The following is a 21,209-nucleotide window of genomic DNA, read 5'->3' as shown; positions in this document are numbered from 1 at the left end:
GTCATGAACGAAACCTTGGTGACATTGGTGGGCAACGCGGCGACGGGCGTGGAGTTCCGGGAGACCGCGACTGGCGGAATGGCGCGATTCCGGTTCGCGGTGACCCCGCGTCGCTGGGACCGTGAGAAACAGCTCTGGGCGGACGGGCACACCAGCTTTTACACCGTGTGGGCCTGGCGGACCCTGGCTTGGAATCTGACCGGTTCCGTTTCCGTCGGCGAACCACTCGTCGTGCACGGCCGGCTGAAGGTGCGCGAGGAGGAACGGGAGGGACAGCGGCGGACGTTCGTGGACATCGAGGCGATCGCGGTGGGCCATGACCTGACGCGGGGGACCGCAGCGTTCCGGCGGGTCATGCGGGGTGACCCCGCGCTGACGGCGCGTGTGGGCAGCGCGGACAGGCCGGACGACGGTCCGGATGAACCCGCTGGGTCCGGTGGGTCCGGGGGAGGGGCGGAGCGTTCCGGGAGCAAAGGGGCGACAGGGCGTCAGAAGGCCGGGAAGGAGCTGGCGTCGGTGCCGTGACGGGCCGACAGCGGGGCGAAAAAGGCGCCGAAATCGGGCCCGGGGCGGCCGGGAGGCGAACGCCACTGATACCGGCGATAACGATTCCGATTCGGAATGGTTGTACGGCGGTAAGACGGGGGACTGTTCATCGCTTCGTCCTTAGGATTCCTCAGTACTCACGGGGCACTTGAGTCGACTGGCGGGGCAGTCCCCACACGCGCATCAGGCGCGGAAGGTCCCGCCCGGAGGGGAATTCTGTGTTTTCTGCTTCTTCAGCGACCGCTTCGTCGTCCTCGGGGACGACGGCCCATTCTCCGAGGCGGCGCGGCATAGCCCGGCTGGCCGCATCGGTGGTGGCGTCCGGTCTGGTCATGGCAGGCGCCCTCGTCGGCGCGGGCAGCGCGGTCGCCGACGAGACCCCGCAGCACCAGGGCGGCGCGGCCGCGGTGCTGGACGGGTTGAAGACCTTCGACCGCGCCGTGCTGCACGCGAACGGCAGGAACCAGGAGCTGCCCGCCGGCCTCTTCGAGATGACCGTCGACGGCGGCGGCAAGATCAAGACGTACTGCATCGACATCCACAACCCCACCCAGGACCAGGCGAAGTACCTGGAGACCCCCTGGAACCAGACCTCGCTCGGCGGCAACAAGAACGCCGGCAAGATCCGCTGGATCCTGGAGCACTCCTACCCGCAGGTCGACGACCTCGCGGCGCTCGCCGAGGAGGCCGGCACCGGGCCGCTCACCGAGAAGACCGCGGCGGCCGGCACCCAGGTCGCCATCTGGCGCTACTCGGACAACGTCGACATCGAGGCGAGCGACAGCCAGGCCGAGAAGCTCGCCGACTGGCTGGAGCGCAGCGCCGTCGACCAGGCCGAGCCCAAGGCGTCCCTCGCCCTGGACCCGGCCGCGGTCTCCGGCAAGTCCGGTGAGCGGCTCGGCCCGGTCACCGTCCGCACCAACGCCGGCCAGGTCTCCGTGACCCCGCCCGCCGACGCCGCCAGCGGTGTCAAGATCACCGACAAGGCCGGCAAGCCCGTCACCGCCGCGGTCAACGGCGCCGAGCTCTACTTCGACGTGCCGGCGGGCGCCGCCGACGGCACCGCCTCGATGACGGTCCAGGCCACCACCTCGGTGCCGGTCGGCCGGGCCTTCGCCGGTGTGACCAAGAGCCAGACCATGATCCTGGCCGGCTCCAGCGAGACCACGGTCTCCGCGACCGCCACCGGGACCTGGGCCAAGAAGGGCGCGATCCCGGCCGTCTCGGCGAAGAAGAACTGCGCCAAGGGCGGCGTGGACGTCACCGCGTCCAACGAGGGTGACGAGGCCTTCACCTTCGAGCTGGCCGGTGCGAAGCACACCATCGAGGCGGGCAAGACCGAGACGGTCACCGTCCCGGTCGCCGAGGACCAGGCGTACGACTTCACGATCACCGGCCCCGGTGGCTTCACGAAGACGTTCAAGGGCGTCCTGGACTGCAAGACCAGCGGCAGCGCCACGGGCGGCACCGAGACCCAGACCGGCGGCGACAAGACCCCTGTCACGTCCGGCGGCAGCTCGACCGGTGGCTCGGGTGACCTCGCCGAGACCGGTGGCTCCAGCGCCACCCCGGTCATCGCGGGCGTCGCGATCGCTCTCGTCGTCGTCGGCGGCGGCGCGGTCTTCTTCCTCCGCAAGCGCAAGACGCAGACCTCCGCACAGTGATCCCGCACCGTCGCCCCGTAGCTGAATCCCGGGAGTGACGAACGAAGGCGGGCTGCCACGTCCGCCTGATGACCGGCCCCGGTACGCCGATGCGTACCGGGGCCGTCGCATGCCGGAAACCTTCGCCCCGGCGCACCCGGCAGGCCGGGACGGGCGTATCGCGGACGGGGCGGGCTCCACCATGGGGCAGTCGGCGGGCGTCGCCCGGGCAGTGTCACGTCGACCGGTGCCTCGGATCGCGGAACGCGGTCGAGGAGATCCAACTGGTCGAAAATAGAAGGTGGTTGAGGTTCCTTTGGGGGACGATGAGGGCTTGGGAGCGGGCCGCCGGACCTGGGGCCTGACCGCCTTGTGCGCATCGCCACGGCGATGCCGGATGATGAGGGACATCTGAGTGAAGCTTCGAAGAACCGTCACCGTCCTGTCCGGCGCGGCACTGTCGGTTGTCATGCTTGTGTCGCCGGTCGGCGCACAGCCGACGCCGGCCGGAGCCTCGACCACCTATCAGATCAACGCACAGCACGACGGCAGCCTCGTCGACACCGCGGTGGGCGCGCCGCCGCTCAGTCGGAAATGGTCCCGCGACCTGGGCGGGAACGTCTCCTACCCCGTCGTGGCCGACGGGCGCGTCTTCGCCACCGCTGCCTCGCCGAACGGGTACGGCACCGTCCTCCACGCCATTGACGCGGCCACGGGCGAGAACGCCTGGGAGCCCGTCGACCTCGGTGGCACCTACTGGTGGTCCGCGCTCGCCTACGGGGGCGGCCGGCTCTACGCCCAGAACCACGACGGCGTGCTGACAGCCTTCGACCCGGCCACCGGGACGAAGATCTGGACCACCACGCTGCCCGGCCAGTATTCCTTCACCTCGCCGCCCGCCTTCGCCGACGGCGTCGTGTACACGGGCGGCGCCGGCTCCGGCGGCACCCTGTACGCGGTGGACGCGTCCAGCGGTGCGGTGCTCTGGACCCAGCCCGTCGAAAACGGGGACAACAGCTCGCCCGCCGTCACGGCCGACGGGGTCTACGTCTCGTACGCCTGCGAGCAGACATACGCCTTCGCCCCCAAGTCGGGCGACCCGATCTGGCGCCACCGGACGGACTGCTCCGGCGGCGGGGGCCGCACCCCTGTCATCGCCGACGGCGGTGTCTGGGTCCGCGACGACGCCGGGATGGTCCCCTCGGTCCTCGACGCCGCCGACGGGACGGTACGCGGCACCTACGAGGCCACCGGCCGGCCGCCCGCACCGGCCTTCGACGGGCGCCAGGGCTACTTCGTCGACGACGGTGTCCTTCAGGAGCGACACAGCCGCACCCTGGCCACTCGCTGGAAGTTCGAGGGCGACGGCCAGATCAGCACGGCGCCGATCGTCGTCAACGGCTACGTCTACGTCGGCTCCCGAACCGGCCGGCTCTGGGCGCTCAACGGCGCCACCGGTCAGTCCGTCTGGTCCACCGACGTCGGCGCGCCGATCAACGAGCCCGACGAGCACAACGTGTCCGAGCCGCTGACCGGTCTCGGAGCGGGTGGCGGGCTCGTGGTGGTTCCGGCCACCCACCTGCTGGTCGCGTACGGGCAGTGAACAGCGGGGGTGGTGGCCGGTTCCGGCGGCCACCCCCTGCCCGGCCGCCGTTGAACGAGGTGAGGACCGGGCCCGCCGGCCGGGCGACGCCCGCGGAGCTGTCGTTCCCGGGCCGTGCGAGGCCGCCCGTCAGCGACCGGCTGCGACGGCCGGTTACGGACCGGCTACCGGCGGGGACGGTGAAGGGGCAGGTCACGGGCGCCCGGTGAGACTGGTTTCCGTAGACAGGCGGCCGTCAGGCAAGATGGGGTGTATCTGCCCACACATCGATAGCCGGACGGTTTCTCTTGGCTGAGTACATCTACACCATGCGCAAGACGCGCAAAGCGCACGGCGACAAGGTGATCCTCGATGACGTCACCCTGAACTTCCTGCCCGGCGCGAAGATCGGTGTCGTGGGCCCCAACGGCGCCGGCAAGTCCACGGTGCTGAAGATCATGGCGGGCCTGGAGCAGCCCTCCAACGGTGACGCGTTCCTGTCGCCCGGTTTCAGCGTCGGCATCCTCATGCAGGAGCCGCAGCTCGACGAGACGAAGACGGTCCTGGAGAACGTCCAGGACGGCGCCGCCGAGATCATGGGCAAGCTCAAGCGCTTCAACGAGGTCGCCGAGCTCATGGCGACCGACTACTCCGACGCGCTCATGGAGGAGATGGGCAAGCTCCAGGAGGACCTGGACCACGCCAATGCGTGGGACCTGGACGCCCAGCTGGAGCAGGCCATGGACGCGCTGGGCTGCCCGCCCGGCGACTGGCCCGTCGTCAACCTCTCCGGTGGTGAGAAGCGCCGCGTCGCGCTCTGCAAGCTGCTGATCGAGGCCCCCGACCTGCTGCTCCTCGACGAGCCCACCAACCACCTCGACGCCGAGTCGGTGAACTGGCTGGAGCAGCACCTCTCGAAGTACTCGGGCGCCGTCGTCGCCGTCACGCACGACCGCTACTTCCTGAACAACGTCGCCGAGTGGATCCTCGAACTCGACCGCGGCCGCGCGCACCCGTACGAGGGCAACTACTCCACGTACCTCGACAAGAAGGCCACCCGCCTCAAGGTCGAGGGCCGCAAGGACGAGAAGCGCGCCAAGCGGCTCAAGGAAGAGCTGGAGTGGGTCCGCTCCAACGCCAAGGGCCGGCAGACCAAGTCCAAGGCCCGTCTCGCCCGTTACGAGGAGATGGCGGCCGAGGCGGACAAGATGCGGAAGCTGGACTTCGAGGAGATCCAGATCCCGCCGGGCCCGCGGCTCGGTTCCATCGTCGTCGAGGTCGAGAACCTCTCGAAGGCCTTCGGCGACAAGGTCCTCATCGACGACCTGTCGTTCACGCTGCCGCGCAACGGCATCGTCGGCGTCATCGGTCCGAACGGCGCGGGCAAGACCACGCTGTTCAAGATGATCCAGGGCCTGGAGACCCCGGACACCGGCTCCATCAAGATCGGTGACACGGTCAAGATCTCCTACGTCGACCAGTCCCGCGCCAACATCGACCCGAAGAAGACCCTCTGGGCCGTCGTCTCGGACGAGCTGGACTACATCAACGTCGGCCAGGTCGAGATGCCCTCGCGGGCCTATGTCTCCGCGTTCGGCTTCAAGGGCCCGGACCAGCAGAAGCCGGCCGGCGTCCTGTCCGGTGGTGAGCGCAACCGCCTCAACCTGGCGCTGACGCTCAAGGAGGGCGGCAACCTGCTGCTCCTCGACGAGCCCACCAACGACCTCGACGTCGAGACCCTGTCCTCGCTGGAGAACGCCCTCCTGGAGTTCCCGGGCGCCGCAGTGGTCATCTCCCACGACCGCTGGTTCCTGGACCGCGTCGCCACGCACATCCTGGCGTACGAGGGCGAGTCCAAGTGGTACTGGTTCGAGGGCAACTTCGAGTCGTACGAGAAGAACAAGGTCGAGCGTCTCGGCGCGGACGCGGCCCGCCCGCACCGTGCCACGTACAAGAAGCTGACGCGAGGCTGATCGTCTTGGCTCGTCACATCTACAGCTGCCCGCTGCGCTGGTCGGACATGGACGCCTTCGGCCATGTGAACAACGTGGTCTTCCTCCGCTACCTGGAGGAGGCGCGCATCGACTTCATGTTCCGGCTGGCGCCGGGGGACGGTTCGCCGTCCTTCTCCGGCGGCTCCGTCGTGGCCCGCCACGAGATCGACTACGTACGGCCGTTGGTCCACCGGCACGAGCCGGTCACCGTCGAGTCCTGGGTCACGAAGATCGGCGCGGCGTCGCTGACGATCGCGTACGAGATCAAGGACCCGGACCAGGTGTACGTACGCGCCTCGACCGTCGTCGTGCCGTACGACCTCACAGAGGAGCGGCCCCGGCGGATCTCCGCCGAGGAGCGGCTCTTCCTCCAGCAGTACATGGTCGAGGAGCCTGCCGCAGCATGACGGTGCCCGTACGGTCGCTGGAGTTCGCCGACCGGAGGGAGGCCGCGGATCTCGCGGCCTTCCTCGGCCGGCTGCTCCACTACGACCGGGCCGCCGCGGTGCGGATGCAGGCGGGCGGCGGCGCGCTGGCCGTCTTCGGCAGGCCGCCGTCGTTCGAGGTGCTGGCGATCCGGGCTGCGCGGCTGGCCACGCCGGACGACTTCGACCTCACCGTGTCCGCCGGTGAACTCCTCGAATCCCTCGGGGAGTCCACCGACGCCGGCGCGATCCCGGCACCCGTCACCGGGCCGCCGTGGACGGGGGTCCTGCCGCCCCGTGGCGGCTGGCGCGAACTGCCGGGTCTGCCCGACCCGGTCTCCCTGCGCACGGCGGTCACCGCCGCGGTGGCGGAGTTCCGCTCCCGCGACGAGGCCCTGCCCGAGGAGCGCCGCACCCGGGCGCAGCGGGACCTGATCGGCCGCGAGATCTGGTCGCGCACGCTCGCCGGTACCGAGCTCCCGCTGCGGGCCGTGCACGCCGCCCAGTCCCTCGGCTTTCTCCGCCCGGCGCCGGACTTCCCGGTCGCCCTGCTCGCGGCCGGTTCCTGGCTGCGGCTGCGCACCCCGTTCGGCTCGATCGCCCTGCGCGGACCGGGCAGCGGGCTCGGCACGCTCGCGGTGACGGTGGGCGCGGGCTGAGCGTCCCGCCCGACGACACGACCCGACCGGACGGACCGGGAGACCTGACCGGTCAGGGCCCTGTCCACCAGCCGGAGCGCGGCCAGGTCCTGGGCGCCCTGAGCCGGGTCGCCCATCCGGACGGTGAACACGGAGCCCGTCACGGGCGCGGCTGGTCGTCCGGCCAGATTCCGATGTGGTCCTGCTCCAGCTCCAGCATCACCCGGTGCTCCATCCCGAGCGCCTCCGTGTAGTCGGCGGGCAGCTGCAGCCGGCCCGCGCGGTCGAGCATCGCGTACTCCCGTGCCACCTGGGACTCCTGGCCCGTCGCCGCGTCCACCTCGGTACGGCGCAGCACCTCGGAGGACGTACGGCCGTCGCGGATGGCGACCGTGCGGCGGACCTCGGACGCCACCGCCTGGTCGTGGGTGACGATCACGATCGTGGTGCCGAGTTCCTCGTTGGCGCGGCGGAACGCCGCGAAGACCTGCTCGCCGGTGGCCGAGTCGAGCTCGCCCGTCGGTTCGTCGGCGAGCAGCACCGACGGGTTGTTGGCGAGCGCGACCGCGATCGCCACCCGCTGCTGCTGGCCTCCGGAGAGCTGCTGCGGGCGCCGGTCGCGGCAGTCGGCGACCTCCAGGATCCGCAGCAGCGATTCGGCGCGGGCGGCCCGTTCGGCACCCCGGATCCGGCCCCGGCCGCGCAGCTGCATCGGCAGAGTGACGTTCTGGACGGCGGTGAGATACGGGAGCAGATTGCGGGCGGTCTGCTGCCAGACGAAGCCGACGACCTCCCGGCGGTAGCGGAGCCGTTCCTTCTGTCCCATCGACAGCAGGTCGCGGCCCGCCACCTTCGCCGACCCGGCCGTCGGCACGTCCAGGCCCGCCAGGATGTTCATCAGGGTCGACTTGCCGCTGCCGGAAGCGCCGACCAGGGCCATCAACTCGCCCTCGGTGACCAGGAGATCGAGGCCCTGGAGGGCCTGCACCTCCACCCCGTCCGCGGAGAAGATGCGGACCAGCCGGTCACAGGCGATCAGCGCGTCGTGCCCGTAGGAGGGCCGGTCGCGGCGCGCGGCGGCCCGCTGTTCGAGCTCGGCGAGGGTGGTGCCGGTCGACGGTGACGTCATCGGGGGTCTCCTGCCCTGAGTTCGGTGATCGATCCGCGGCGGCTCGCCCACCATGCCTGGACGGCGGCCAGCGTGGCGGTGAGGACGGCCACGCCGAGCGCCGGAAGCATCAGCGACCACGGGTCGGGCCGCAGCCGGGCGGTGTCCGGCACGGTGGCGCCCGGCCCGTTGAAGAGCGCCAGCCCCACGAGGTCGACGCCCGGGGCCAGCAGCGAGATCGTCGCCCAGCCGACCAGCACTCCGCCGAGGGCCGCGGGCAGGGCCTGCGGCAGCGATTCCAGCCCCAGCAGCCGCCTTCCCTGCCGGGAGGTGAGGCCCATGGTCCGCAGCCGGGCCAGCAGGGCGATGCGCTCCGGTGCGGTGCGCAGCAGCGACAGCAGGACGGCCAGCAGGGCGTAGCCCGCCCCGACCGCGACCGCCGCCGCGTAGATCCCGCGCGCCCCCCGCTGCATCGGGGTGTCGACGAACGCCGCCCGCTCCTCGGCGCGCAGCCGTACGGAGACGCTCTTGCCCGCCTGCCGGGCCGTGTCCCGCAGGGCCTTCGGGTCCGGGTCACCGGCCACCAGCAGGGTGGTGGTCCGCTGCCGGGTGAGCGCTGCGGAGTCGACGAGCAGGAACTCGTGGTCGGGGACGGCGGCGGTACGCGGCACGATCCCGACCACCCGCACCCTGAGGTCCCCGGCCGCGGTGGTCAGGTCGCGCGGTCCGTCGCCCAGTTCAGCGGCGGTGGACGGCGACGCGATCACCGGCACGACCATGCTCCCGGCCCTGCCCTTGCCCGCCCGCAGCCGGTCGGCCGGGAACGCCCCCAGGTCCGTCGTACGGGCCAGCCCGGCGTACGTGTCGGGGTCGACGCCCAGCACGACCGTGTTCTTCATGCTGCCGGAGCCGTCCGCGGCGGGCGGCATCGGCACCCCGGACACCACCTGCACCGCGGCCACCTGCCGTACGCCGTCCGCCGCCCGGACCTCCCGGACCACCCGGGCCGGGAGCGGCGCCGCGTCGAGCAGCCCGCTGATCCGGGCGTCCGCGCCGACCGCGAGCACCGCTGCCCGGTCACGGGCGTCCGAGACCCCGGCGAGGACCGAACCGCCGAACGCCGCCGTGGTCAGCGCCAGCAGCAGCGCGAGCAGCGGCAGCGCACCGCCCGCCGAACTCCGCCCGGCACGGGCCAGCGACAGGAAGCCGACCGCCCCGCGCCGCCGGGCGACGGCCCGCGAGGCCAGCCGCAGCGGCCACGGCAGCAGCCGCACCAGGACCAGCGCCGCGATCAGCCCGACGAGCACCGGGGCTGCGCTGACCAGCAGATCGCCGCCGTCGCCGTCCGCCGTGCCGCGCCGCCGCAGCCCGGCCACCGCACCCGCCGCCAGCACCAGCACGGTGAGCTCGGCGACCGTACGCAGCCGGGACGGGCGGGCGTCCATCAGATCGTCGCGGGTACCGGGCAGCCGCAGCCGGCGATGCGGCAGCACCGCTCCCACCGGCACCGCGGCGCAGATCAGCGCGGCGACGAAGGCCGGCCCGGCCACCGAGGGCCACAGGTGGGCCGGTCCGAAGAACGGCAGCGCGGCCAGCAGCCCCAGCGCCGCCGCGGGCACCGCGACCACCGCCGTCTCGGCGAGCAGCCGCCCGCTCAGCCCGGCCAGCGAACCGCCGCGCGCCCGCAGCAGCGCCAGTTCCTCCCGGCGACGCCCGCCGATCAGCCCGGCCGTCATCAGCAGCACCACGGCGGCGACGGCCCCGACGCCCACGGCGGCCACCGTGACGACCGGCTCGATCGCCGTGCGCAGCGTGTCGTAGCCGGCGAGGATCCGGTCCAGTTCGGTCCGGAAGGCCGCGTTGTCACCGGCCATCGCCCGCAGCCGCACCAGCCCCGGACCGCTCTCCAGCGAGGCGACCGCCGAACGCAGCCCCGGCACGTCGTCGGCGGTCAGACCGGAGGCGTCCGGCGCGAACCGCCAGAACATCTCCGGCTCGCCGGTCGAGCCGAGCAGTGCGGGCCCGGCGTCCGGCGCCAGCAGCACGGCCGCGGTCCAGTAGTGGCGAGGCGGGGTCGGAGGGGGCGGGATCGGGGTCGGCTCGGGCACCAGGGCCGGGGTCCGCAACAGCGGATCGGCCGACCAGTAGGTGCTCCGGGGCTCCTTGGGGGCGACGACGCCGGTGATCCGTACGGTCAGGTGCTCCCCGGCCCGGGTCGGTACGGAGATCGTCGAGCCGGGCTCGGCCCCCAGCGCCTTCGCCGTCTCCTCGGTGATCGCGCCCTCCACCGCTTCGGTGTCCTCGGTGACTGTGCCGCGCACGGTGGGCCAGGCCCCGGAGCGCAGTGCGGCGTGGCGGGGGAGGTCCGACAGGGTGGTGTAGCTCAGCTGCGGGTCGAGCCCTTCGGGCCGCGGCAGCCAGGTCTCCTGCGCGGGTATCGGCCGGCTGGTGCCGAAGCCGTACGAGGATTCGCCGGCACCGGGCCGCACCTTGGCGGGCAGCGCGGCGCGCGTTTTCTCGTGGACGGTCTTCAGCGCCGCGCCGCGCACCGCCGCCTCGCGCTCGGCCGGGAGCATCTGGAGGCCGGGCTGCGGGCTGATCAGCTCCAGGGCGCTGTGCCCGGGGCTGGCGGCGGTGATGTCGTGCTGCAGCCCGTCGGTCCCCTGGCGCTCCACCGCGCGCGGGAAGAGGGCCGCGAGGAACGACGTGACCAGCACCAGCAGCCCCAGCGCCCAGGCCGTGCCGGGAGCGGTACGCAGCCGGGTACGGACCCAGGGCGCGGTGGCGAGGGTGTCGCCGTCTCGAACTGAACGCGGAGTCATGTCAGTTGTCCCCCTGGACGCGCAGCGAGGCCGCGGGGTCGGCGCCGCGCAGCGCGAGCGACACGACGATCACCAGCGGCAGCGCGGCGACCCCTGCCAGCAGCGCCGCGATCTGACCGGCCGGCAGTTGCACCAGCACCCCGGGCACCGGCGCGGCGGCCTGCCCGGTCAGTACGACGAGCGGTACGACGGCGCGGTTCAGCACGGCCCCGAGCACGGCCCCGACCAGCAACGCGATCGCGATCAGTACGCCCTGCTCGGCGGCGATCATCCGGGTCAGGCGGCGGCGCGGGGTGCCCAGCGCCCGCAGGACGGCGAACTCGGCGGCCCTTTCCCGCTGTGCGCCGACCGCGCTCACCGCGAAGCCGACCGCGGCCAGGGCCGCGGCGACCACCGCCACCGCGGGCAGCGCGGACTGCGGCCCGGCGCCCAGCGGATCGCCGACCAGTTCCCGCGCGATCTCGTCGCGCACCAGGACCTGCGCCGGATCGGTGTCGGGCTGCGCCCGCAGCGCGGCGGCGGCCTTCGCGGTCTGCCCGGGGGCGGTGCTCAGCCACCACTCGTTGGCGGTGAGCACGGCGCCGGGGCGCTGCGCGAAGACCTGGCCGACGGCCCCGAAGTCGAGGAGCAGGGCTCCGCCGTCGCGGTCCTCGGCCCGCCCGGCAGCGGAGCCGTCCGCGCCGGTGCCGGTGGTCGGGAGCCCGCGCACCACGTCCGCGATCCTCACCCGGAGCGTCTCGCCGGCGAGCGTGACATCGACGCTCTGGCCCTTCTTCGCTCCGGCGGCCTTCAGATACGTGTCGGTGACGATGGCCTTCGGCATCGGGGCCTTCGGGCGGGGTGCGGTGACCCGTACGGAGAAGGCGGGCGTGTAGTTCCACATGTTCGGGGCGGAGCCGGTGTCGTACCCGACGGTCAGCGGGCTCTTCGCGGAGGCCGTCGCGTCCACCGCCTGGCCGGGCTCCGCCTCGCCACCGTTGCCGGTTCCGGTCAGCTCGGCGTGCCAGCCGAACCCGTCGGGGACCGGGATGGGGCGCTCGGTGCCGTCGGCCGTCACGGTCCGCAGGGCGCCGATGCCGAGCCGCTGGGATTCGTCCGGCCCGGTCGGCCGGTTGCCGCTCAGCTCGAACCCGGTCACCGCGAGCCCGCCCTCGGCCGCCACCGCGAAGTCGACCGGATGCGCCTTGCCGTCCACGGGCACGGATCCGGCCGACACCCGGTAGGGCAGGCCGTAGCTGTCCTCCAGCAGCACGGCGAGGACCGGATCGCCGGCCGTGCCCGCGTGCGTCCCGGCCGCCGTGATCCGTACGTCGAACCGGAGCCGCTCGCTGTGCTCCGGCAGCGTCAGCCCGGCCCGCGCGGTCTTCGGCGGGTCGAGCGGGTCGAACAGCCGCTCGCGCGGCCGGTTGACGAGGTCGTCGCGGATCAGCATCCGCTCGGTGGCGTGCGCGGTGTCCAGGGCGAGGACGGAGGCGGTGCGGTCGCCCGAGAGCTCCGTGGTCGCGCGGAACGCGGGCGCGGCGTCCCGTACCCCTGGCAGCCGCGCGTACCCGCCCGCCTTCGCCGGATCGTCGTCGCCGCCGGTCGTCACGCGCAGCGACGCACCGGCCCTGAAGTCCGCCTGGTCGCTCTGCGAACGGTCCCAGGAAGCGCGCTGCCCGATGGCCAGCATGCCCATCGCCACCGCGAGGACGAGCAGCAGCACGGGCCCGGCGTTGCGCAGCGGGCGCCGGCTGAACTGCCAGCCGGACAGGGCCGCGATCAGCCCCCGGCCGCCCGCCGCACCACGCTCCGCGAGCCGGGCCGCGGGCGGCAGCAGCCGCAGCGTCAGTACGGTGCCCGCCAGCAGCAGCAGCGCGGGCGCCGCGACCAGCAGCGGATCGATGCCGAGCCGGCCCTGCCGGTCCCCGCTCAGCACACCGCCGCCGGCATCCGTGGCCCGGCGGTCGAGCTGCCAGTACGCCACCGCCGCGATCACCAGCAGCCCGAGGTCGGCACCCGCCCGCAGCGGTGCAGGCAGCGATGCGGCCCGGCCGCCCCGGCGCTCCCCGGCGCCCGCCGTCAACGCGGGCGCCACCACGGCCAGTGCGCAGGCGAGCGCGGTGACCCCGGCGACCAGCCAGACGGTGGGGGTGGCGCCGCCGTCGAGCCGCAGCCCGATCCGGGACAGTGTGCCGCGGCTTGCGAGCAGCCGGGTCAGCGGCCCGGCGAGCAGCGGGGCCACGAGTGCTGCGGGCAGCGCGAGCAGCAGTGCCTCGATCGCGGCGAGCGCCGTGATGTGGCCGCGCGATCCGCCACGGGCCCGCAGCACGCGGGTCTCGCCGTCGCGTTCGCTGCTCAGCAGTCGGGCCACCAGCAGCAGCGCGTACCCTGCGAGCAGCACCAGCTGGACGGCCACGATCATCAGTGTCGAGCGGGAGACCAGCAGCGCCCGGTCGATCTGCTCCAGCACCTGGGGGAGCGAGGTCCGCGCGGTGGCACCGCTCTTGAACTCGGGGGCCGCAGTCACCGTCTTCGGAGCGGCCGTGGCGGCGCTGTGCAGTGCGTCGATGCGGTCCGTGGTGACCGTGCGGAAGTCGGCGGCCGCCAGCCACGACATCGTTCCGGAACTGATCCGGCCGGAGACGGCCGGGGCGGAGCCGGTGAGCAGCGGGCCGTAGGTGGTGAAGGCGAGCTTACGGATGCCGCGCCCGCCGAGCTCGTCCAGCTGCCAGTACGGATCGGCCGGGTCGGACACCTCGTACACGCCCGTGACCTGGACGCGTAACGGTTTGTCGGTGAGCCGGTCGGTGACGGTGATCCGCGCACCGGGCTTCAGCTTCAGCGCCTCGGCGGCAGGCCGCGGCAGGGCCACCTGGACGGGCCCGCCGAATTCGCCGGTCTTGCCGTCGGCCGAAGCCGGCATGCGGCCCGCGGTGATACGGACCCGGCTGCGGTCGACCGAGGCGAAGTGCGTGAGATCGGGCTCGCCGCCCCGGGCCTGCGGGGCCCGCAGCTCGCGCGGCAGCGCGTACGACCCCGAGGTCTCCAGCGTCCGGACGGTCACCGGAAGGCCGTCGAAGGCCTCGCGGGCCGCTTTCCGGGCGATCGCGTCGGCCGCGTCCCGCTGCGCGGGTGCCACCTGAGCGGACATCACGAGGGAGGCGTCAACCGCCGAACGGTGGGTCAGAGCGTGGCGGAGCGCCGCGTCGCCGACGGAGCCGGAGAAGGCGGTCAGTGCCGCCAGCACCGAGGTGGTCAGTACGACGGCCAGAAGGGCCGCGGAGAGCAGGAGCCGATGGGCCCGCACCCGGAGAAAGACGAACCCCGTCACTTACGCCCCCCTGGGCCCTCATCACACACACGCCCCCCGGCGTTCTACGGATGCTTTCAAGGCGCATGCGCTCTTGGAAACCGCTTGCGTCCGTACTTGATCCGATTGTGACCGTATATCGGTGACGGAAGACCGTATTCCGCGCCTACGGCGGAAAAGTGATAGGGAAAGGGGCTCAGTCCTGGGTGTTCACCATCGAGGCCGCGGCATAGGTCAGGTAGTCCCACAGCTGTCGCTCGTGCTCCGGCGCCAGCCCGAGCTCGTCGAGGGCCACCCGCATATGGCTCAGCCAGGCGTCGTGCGCCGCCCGGTCCACCCGGAACGGCACGTGCCGCATCCGCAGCCGGGGGTGTCCGCGCCGCTCGCTGTAGGTACGGGGCCCTCCCCAGTACTGCATCAGGAACAGCGCGAACCGTTCCTCGGCCGGGCCCAGATCCTCCTCCGGGTACATCGGCCGCAGCAGCGGGTCCTCGGCGACCCCCTGGTAGAAGCGGTGCACCAGGCGCCGGAAGGTCTCCTCACCGCCGACCTGCTCGTAGAAGGTCTGCTCCTGCAGCGTGTCGCGCGGAATCTCTGTCACCCGTCCATCGTCGCAGACGCACCGGCCGAGGACCGGGGTCCTAGGACCTCTTGCCAGGACCACCCGGCAGTTCAACGGCCCGACGCCCGCCCGGGTTCCTGGCCCCCGGGCCCTCGACGCAGGAAGGTGGAGGTATGGACGCGCAGACCGACCGGTTCGCCACGGCCGCCGCCGAGGAGCGGTGGGCGATGGTGCGGTCCATCGTGGCCGACGGGGCGCTGCGCGACCCCGACTGGCGGGCCGCCTTCGAGGAAGTGCCACGGCATCTGTTCGTGCCGTACTACTTCGTGGCCGGCGGCTACGACCGCCTGTGGTGCGAGGACCCCGACCCCGTCCGGCAGGCCCAGTGGCTGCGCGGGGCTTACGAGGACGGGCCGCTGGCCACCCGGATCAAGGACGGCGAACTGATCTCGTCGAGCAGCCAGCCCTCACTCATGGCCAGGATGCTCGAAGAGCTGGACGTACAGGACGGACAGCGGGTCCTGGAGATCGGCGCCGGCAGCGGCTACAACGCGGCGCTGCTTTCCCACCGGCTCGGTGACGACGCCGTGACCACCGTCGATCTCGACCCGGAGATCACCGAGTCGGCCCGCCGGCACCTCGCCGCGGCCGGGTACCACCCGGCGGTGATCACCGGGGACGGGACCCGGGGCTGGCCCCGGCGCGGCCCGTACGACCGGATCATCGCGACCTGCACCCTGCCGTGCGTACCGCAGTCCTGGCTGGAACAGTGCGTGCCGGGCGCCCGGATCCTGGCCCCGTTCGCCACCGGACTGATCGCGCTGCGGGTACGGGACGGGGCACACGGCAGGTACGCCGAGGGCCGGTTCCTGCACACGGCCGCCTACTTCGTACCGCTGCGCGGCACCCCGGCGCGGACCGCACGGCGCCCGCACACCGGCACGGTGCCGAGACGCGTCAGCGAGAACGACCTCTTCCGGTTCATGCTGGCGCTGACCGAGGGCTCCCTCGACCCGCGCGAGGCCCTCTCCCTCTGGCGGCGCGAGCGGCGCCCCGAGCGGGAGAGGTTCGGCATCACGGTCAGGGACGGGCGGCAGTGGGCCTGGCTGGACGACCCCGAGGGGCCGTACGCCTGGCCACTGCCCACCGTCTGACGCGGATCGGCCGCGGCGGGCATCAGCCCCGGCGGATCGTGATCGTCGTCCACGCCCCGACATGCACCCGGTCGCCGTCCTGGAGCGGGACGGGGATATAGGGCTTTATCGGGTCCTCGGCGCCGTTGAGCGTGGTGCCGTTGGTGGAGTTCTGGTCGACCACGGCCCAGCCGCCGTCGGGCTGCGCCACCAGCACCGCGTGCTGGTGCGAGACACCCGGGTCCTCCGGCGGCACGGACAGATCGATGTCGGGGGACTCGCCGGTGCTCTGCCGGCGGCGGCCGATGGTGACCTGGCTGCCGGAGAGCGGAAGCTGCTGCTCCGGGGAGTACGCGGGCAGGTTCAGCCCGGTCGCCTCGGGGCCGCTGCGCTGCATCATCGCCAGGAAGTACTCACGGTCCGGGGCGATGACCGCGGTCCAGCTCGCGGGCGGCTGGTTCTGGCCCGGTCCCGGGAACGGCGGCTGTTCCTGCTTCGGCGGGGCCGGCTGCTGCTGCGGGGGCTGGGTACGGGAGGGCGGCGACAGCATCCAGTCGTCGTCGCCACCACCCTGCGGCCCCTGCGGCGGGGGCGGCTGCGGGGCCGGCGGCTGCGGGGCGGGCGGCTGCGGGGCGGGCGGCGCCGACTGCTGCTGGAACGGCGAGGGCGGCGCCGATTGCTGCTGGAACGGCGAGGGCGGCGCCGATTGCTGCTGGAAGGACGGCGGAGGCGGCGGACCCTGCTGGAACGGCGGCGGGGGCGACTGCGGGCCGGGGACCGAGGGGGACTGCGGGCCGGGGACCGGGGGCGACTGCGGGCCCGGTCCGGGCGCCGGGGGACCCGGGGGGCTTCCCGGCTCGGGGGAGAGCGGCTCGGCCGGGCGGTTCACCTGCGAGGGCCGCGAACCCTGGTACTCGAACGGATCGCGCGTCTGCGGGGCCGGCGGCTGCTGCGCCTGGAAGCCGGGCGGCAGATTGAGGCCGGGCGGCGGGCCGGGAACGCTGTGGGCCGGGGCCAGCGGTGTGTACGACGTCGCGGTGCTCGTGAGGAAGTTCCAGCGGCACTCCTCGCAGAACGGCGCCATCGCCTCGCGGGGCGTGCGGCACTGCGGGCAGAGCTCCGCCTGCTGGGTCGCGCCGGATCCCTGGCCCGGCGGGTAGCCGTAGCCGGGAGCGGGCGGCGGAGGCGGCGGCGGGGGGACCGCGCCCGCAGGCGCGCCCGCGCCGGTCATGCGATGGCCGCAGACCTCGCACCAGTCATCGGAACCCGACTGGTGTCCGTTCGGGCAGGTCGGCATGTCGGCACTTCCCCCTCTCCTGGGCCGGCCCCTGGGCCGGTGTATTTTTCCTGCTCTTCGCCCCCGGCGGAGCATTCCGCCGGGCGGTTCGACTGTGTGGCTCTGTGCTTTTTCGCTCTACGGCTCGGTGGTTACTTCTTGACGCGAACGGTCTTGGTCGAGCGCGTTTCGAGTGTCATCTCGTCGGCGTCCGCGACCTTGGCCTTCAGTCGCACAGTACCGGTCGCCGCGTCCACGACGTCCACCACCTTCGAAAGCAGTTTCGCAGTGTCCTCGTTTCCGGACGCCGACGCCAGCTGTACCGCGCGGCCCAGTTTCGCGGTCGCGCCGTCGAAGTCTCCCGACTTGCGGGCATCGAGTCCCTGCTGGATCACCTGTGCCAGTTCCGCCTGGCCGGTGTAGTGCGCGACCTGCGGATTGATCGAGGTGGACGCTGCCATGTCCTCGGTCCACACGGCCCTGACCAGGCCCTGCGAAAGCGTCTGCGGAGCCCCGCCCGACGGGTCGGGGAGGATCAGCGAGACCCGGGACGCCAGCATCTCCTGCCCGATCCCGGCCTGCGGCACAGTCACGCACACGTGATAGTCGCGGGACTCGTCGCCCCAGGAGCCCGTGGGGTAGTCCCCGGCACGGGGGCCCGCCTCGGTGCGCCGACCGGTCAGATCGACCACCGTCGGTGCGACCTGTTTCACAAACCTGATCCCGACCCCGACGGGCGTCCAGAGCCGCAGCGCGACATCCGCGACCTCCTTGCCCATCGCGTTCTCCATCATCCGCGTGAAGTCGGCGGCCAGCCCCACCGGGTCGGCGACGATGTCGGCCGTGCCGAGCAGCGCGGAGGCGATCGCTGTGACTTCTTTCACCTCCCAGTCGGTGCCGACACCGCGGGCGTCGCAGGTGAAGCGGCCCGCGCAGGAATCGAGCGCGGCCCGCAGGTCCTCCGGGGCCTCGTGCTCGTTGCGGCCGTCGGTGAGCAGGATGCCGTGCCGGATGTCCACAGCGGCCGCGCCGAGCAGCCGGTCGGCCAGCCGCAGCCAGGTGCCGATCGCCGTGCCGCCACCGGCGCTGAGCGCGCGCAGGGCCTCCTTCGCCTGTGCCTTGGTCTGGGCGTCGGCCACGGCGAGCCTGCCGTTGCCCGGGTAGACCTCCTTGGCGACGTGCGTACCGCCGACGACGGCGAACGAGGTGCCGTCGCGCAGGGTGTCGATGGCCGCGGCCGTCGCGTCGCGGGCGTTGCGCATCTTCGTCGGCGGATAGTCCATCGAGCCGGAGCAGTCGACCATGATCACCACGGCGGCCTTCGGCGCCTGCCCGAACGCCCGCGCGGGCGTCACCGCCGCACCGGACAGCGGGACGCCGCCGGTGGTGCCGCCCCCGGTCGAGGTGACCGTGACGATCGCGTTGACCTCGCGTCCGCCTTCCGGCAGATATTCGTTCTGGTACACCTCGACGGAGAACTGCGGCACGTTCGACTTGGAGAAGTTGGCCATCTGGTCGGCTCCTTGGGACTCCAGGTGTCGGATGAAGACAGCTGCGAGCGAAGAAAAACGGGCGAAGGCGGCGGTGGCGGGGCGGACGGTCGGAACTGGAACCAAGCGCTACGGAACGGGACTCACGGGGTACCGCACGCCGATCCTGCCCCCTGAGGCTCCACGGCGAACGGCAGCAGAGCCACTGTTACGTTGTCGTGGCCCCCGCCGTCGAGCGCATGGCCCACCAGCACCTGGGCACCGTGCAGCGGCCGTTGATGCGCGTCGGGCGGCACCGCCGCGGCCATCTCGGCCGCCGACTCCGCGTAGTTCCACAGGCCGTCCGTGCAGACGACCACGAGACCCGACCGGTCCGGTTTGAAGGACGCGGTGTGCGGTTCCAGCTCGTAGGCGTCGGCGCCGAGCCAACCGGTGATGGCGTGGGCGCGCTCGTCCGCGTACGCCTCGGCCTCGTTCATCAGCCCCGCCGCCACCATCTGCGCGGCCCAGGAGTCGTCCTCGGTCAGCCGGGCGGGCGGGTTGGCGCGGTCTTCGGGCACCCAGTAGACACGGCTGTCGCCGACCCAGCCGACGACCAGCAGGCCGCCCGCCAGGACCGAGCCGACCAGGGTGCACGCCGGGGCGTTCTGGTGGCGGTGCCGGTCGTGCTCCATGGCCCGGCCGGGCTCCTGCGCCAGCGCGTTGACCGCCTCGGCGGCCGCGAGGATCGCCTCGTGCATCGCCTGCTGCGGATGGGTGCCACGCGGCAGCGACTCCAGCAGCGCCTCGTTGGCCGCGCTCGCGGCGGCCGCCGACGCCTCGTCGGGGCGGCTGGCCGACGAGACACCGTCGCAGACGATCGCGACGACGGCCGGTGAACCGTCGGGCAGGGCAGTGGTCGACACCGCGAACGAGTCCTCGTTGCGGTGATGGCGCAGCCCACGGTCGCTGACAGCAGCCACCGAACTGAGCTCCTGCTCCATGTGGTCGCGCTCGCGCGGCTGGGCGTGACCGCAGTTCTCGCAGTAGCCGTCGGTGTCGACGCTGCCGGCCCGGCAGGCCACACACACCCGGGTGCCCGCAGGCGGTGTGGCGGCGAGCGGTTCCCCGGCGGGGGTACGGGGGTCGGGCGCGGCTGCCGGGAAGCCGGCCGGCGGCGCGGCGGCCGGAGCGGGCGCGGGCGCGGCCAGCTCGAAGTCTCCGGACCCGCTCGACGTGCCCGATACGGCCGATGCTTCCGATCCGGCCGGTCCGCCCGATCCGGCGGCCCCGCCCGCTTCGTCCACTCCGTCCGGTCCGTCCGATCCGGCCCGCCGGTCGAAGCGGACCTCCGCCGCGCGGGCCGTTGCCCCGTTCTCCTCGGGGACGGTCAGGGCGACCGTCGGGTGGTCCTGGGGGGCGGCGGGCACGGCCGACAGGTCGTACCCGCACGCACCGCAGAACAGGTCCCCCGGCTCCAGCGGCTCCTCGCAGCCGGGGCACTTCGACAGGGCCGTCTCCTGGGGCTTCTGCGACATTTTCACACCCACGTCCGGGGGCGGAAACGGTTGGCCCGCTCCACCAGTTCGATCCTCTCATCGCCGGGCTCCGCAAGCCTGGCGAGCATCCGGTACGAACGCTCGAGCCCGAAGCGCAGGCCCCGCTCGTCCAGCTCACTGCCGAGCAGCGTTCTCGGCCCGGTCGGCCCGGCAGACGCGGGCGACTGCGCCGCCGGGCTGCCGGAGAGCACCCAGTCGAGCGCCGTGCCCAGCACCTCGGTCGACAGTTGTTCCCGGCGCACCGCGTCCAGCCCGAAACCGGCCAGTCCCGAGACCTGGTCGGAAGCGGCCATCAGATCGTCGATCAGCGGCTCGTCCGGGGCCCGGCCACGCAGCCGGGCACGCACCGCGGCGACCCGGGCGGCCGTGTAGTGGATCGACGCCTCCGGCACCGACTCCAGCGCCCCGACGGCCCCGGCCCGGTCCCCTGCGGCGATCCGCACCCGGGCCAGCCCGAAGGCGGCGCTGACGAAGCTCGGGTCGGTCGTCCACACCAGCCGGTAGTACTCGGCGGCGTTGTCCAGCTGGCCCAGCACCTCGGCACAGATCCCCAGTGCCAGCTTGGGCGCCGGCTCGCCGGGGAACGCGTCGTACACCGCGTCGAAGGAGAGCGCCGCGTTCTCGTTGTCACCGGTCACCAATGAGGTGATGCCGCGGTGCCAGACGACTCGCCAGTCGTCGGGGTACTGGCCCTCCAGCGCCGTCAGGGTCCGGCCCGCGGCACCGAGTTCGTTCATCTCCAGGCGGGCGCGCAGCTCGCGCAGCCGGGTCTCCAGCGAGGCCACGGGCACCGCGTTCAGCGCGGTGATCAGCTCGGCCGGGGCGGTGGTCATCAGCCCGGCCAGGAAGCCCGCGTTGGGATCGCTCGCGTCGACCCGGGGCACGGGCAGCGCGAGCGACGTGGACCGTACGTCGAGCCCGGCCGGCCGGCCGCCCTGCGGGGTGGGGAACCCCGTCGGCGCACCGGGGGCGCCGGCCGGGATCCGGGGGCCCGGAATCGCGGACTGCGCCTGCGCGTACGGGAGGGCCTCGCCGCTGCGGCCCGGCGCTCCGCCGGCCCGGACATGGGTGGGCGGAGCGGTCAGCGGACCGGCCCCCGGCGCGGCGTACCCGGGAACGGGCGGGGCGCCCGCGGGCAGCGCGCCCGGCACGGGTGCGGC

Annotated in this window: 15 protein-coding genes; 7 read left to right on the top strand and 8 right to left on the bottom strand. The window is 73.0% G+C overall.

What is annotated here, in order from left to right; genetic code table 11:
• The first annotated feature begins 3 nt into the window (after positions 1-3).
• From ACWCQ6_RS28735 to ACWCQ6_RS28710, 6 genes are all read left to right on the top strand, one after another.
• Positions 4-525 carry a single-stranded DNA-binding protein gene (locus ACWCQ6_RS28735; protein ID WP_451094047.1) on the top strand — a complete coding sequence of 174 codons (522 nt, stop codon included), beginning with the start codon at positions 4-6 and terminating at the stop codon, positions 523-525.
• A gap of 239 nt (positions 526-764) precedes the next feature.
• Positions 765-2,210 (top strand): LAETG motif-containing sortase-dependent surface protein, encoded by a 1,446-nt coding sequence (locus ACWCQ6_RS28730; protein ID WP_451094045.1) that lies wholly within the window; start codon positions 765-767, stop codon positions 2,208-2,210.
• Positions 2,211-2,604: 394 nt separating this feature from the next.
• Positions 2,605-3,792, top strand: a complete 1,188-nt coding sequence (locus ACWCQ6_RS28725) for an outer membrane protein assembly factor BamB family protein (protein ID WP_451094043.1) — start codon at positions 2,605-2,607, stop codon at positions 3,790-3,792.
• Positions 3,793-4,079: 287 nt separating this feature from the next.
• The gene (gene ettA / locus ACWCQ6_RS28720) at positions 4,080-5,744 is read left to right on the top strand and encodes an energy-dependent translational throttle protein EttA (RefSeq protein ID WP_451094041.1); all 1,665 of its coding nucleotides are present in this window, start codon (positions 4,080-4,082) and stop codon (positions 5,742-5,744) included.
• Positions 5,745-5,749: 5 nt separating this feature from the next.
• Positions 5,750-6,172, top strand: coding sequence for an acyl-CoA thioesterase (locus tag ACWCQ6_RS28715; protein ID WP_451094039.1), 423 nt, complete (start codon positions 5,750-5,752; stop codon positions 6,170-6,172).
• Complete coding sequence (locus ACWCQ6_RS28710) at positions 6,169-6,849, top strand: hypothetical protein (RefSeq protein ID WP_451094037.1); 681 nt, start codon at positions 6,169-6,171, stop codon at positions 6,847-6,849. The genes ACWCQ6_RS28715 and ACWCQ6_RS28710 overlap by 4 nt, the downstream gene beginning before the upstream one ends.
• A gap of 139 nt (positions 6,850-6,988) precedes the next feature.
• On the opposite strand, the gene ACWCQ6_RS28705 is transcribed toward ACWCQ6_RS28710, so the two are convergent.
• The 4 genes from ACWCQ6_RS28705 to ACWCQ6_RS28690 form a co-directional block, all read right to left on the bottom strand.
• Positions 6,989-7,957: an ATP-binding cassette domain-containing protein gene (locus tag ACWCQ6_RS28705; protein ID WP_451094035.1), complete on the bottom strand. Its 969-nt coding sequence runs from the start codon at positions 7,955-7,957 to the stop codon at positions 6,989-6,991.
• Entirely contained in the window at positions 7,954-10,758 is a 2,805-nt protein-coding gene (locus ACWCQ6_RS28700) for an FtsX-like permease family protein (protein WP_451094033.1), read from the bottom strand. The genes ACWCQ6_RS28705 and ACWCQ6_RS28700 overlap by 4 nt, the downstream gene beginning before the upstream one ends.
• 1 nt (position 10,759) lies before the next feature.
• Positions 10,760-14,071 carry an FtsX-like permease family protein gene (locus tag ACWCQ6_RS28695; protein ID WP_451094031.1) on the bottom strand — a complete coding sequence of 1,104 codons (3,312 nt, stop codon included), beginning with the start codon at positions 14,069-14,071 and terminating at the stop codon, positions 10,760-10,762.
• Positions 14,072-14,246: 175 nt separating this feature from the next.
• Positions 14,247-14,651, bottom strand: coding sequence for a globin (locus tag ACWCQ6_RS28690; protein ID WP_451094029.1), 405 nt, complete (start codon positions 14,649-14,651; stop codon positions 14,247-14,249).
• Between the two features lie 134 nt (positions 14,652-14,785).
• On the opposite strand from ACWCQ6_RS28690, the gene ACWCQ6_RS28685 reads away from it, so the two are divergent.
• Entirely contained in the window at positions 14,786-15,766 is a 981-nt protein-coding gene (locus tag ACWCQ6_RS28685) for a methyltransferase domain-containing protein (protein WP_451094027.1), read from the top strand.
• Between the two features lie 22 nt (positions 15,767-15,788).
• Here the strand turns inward: ACWCQ6_RS28685 and ACWCQ6_RS28680 are convergent, their stop codons facing one another.
• From ACWCQ6_RS28680 to ACWCQ6_RS28665, 4 genes are all read right to left on the bottom strand, one after another.
• Complete coding sequence (locus ACWCQ6_RS28680; protein WP_451094025.1) at positions 15,789-17,042, bottom strand: FHA domain-containing protein; 1,254 nt, start codon at positions 17,040-17,042, stop codon at positions 15,789-15,791.
• A 131-nt stretch (positions 17,043-17,173) separates the two neighbouring features.
• A complete protein-coding gene (locus ACWCQ6_RS28675; RefSeq protein WP_451094023.1) occupies positions 17,174-18,532 on the bottom strand; it encodes a vWA domain-containing protein in 1,359 nt (452 codons plus the stop codon).
• A gap of 122 nt (positions 18,533-18,654) precedes the next feature.
• Complete coding sequence (locus tag ACWCQ6_RS28670) at positions 18,655-20,028, bottom strand: protein phosphatase 2C domain-containing protein (RefSeq protein WP_451094021.1); 1,374 nt, start codon at positions 20,026-20,028, stop codon at positions 18,655-18,657.
• Between the two features lie 2 nt (positions 20,029-20,030).
• A partial coding sequence (locus tag ACWCQ6_RS28665) for a tetratricopeptide repeat protein (RefSeq protein ID WP_451094019.1) occupies positions 20,031-21,209 on the bottom strand: 1,179 nt, incomplete at its 5' end.

The sequence above is a fragment of the Streptomyces sp. NPDC001880 genome (assembly GCF_053594575.1).
This window is presented reverse-complemented; position numbering and strand designations above follow the sequence as displayed.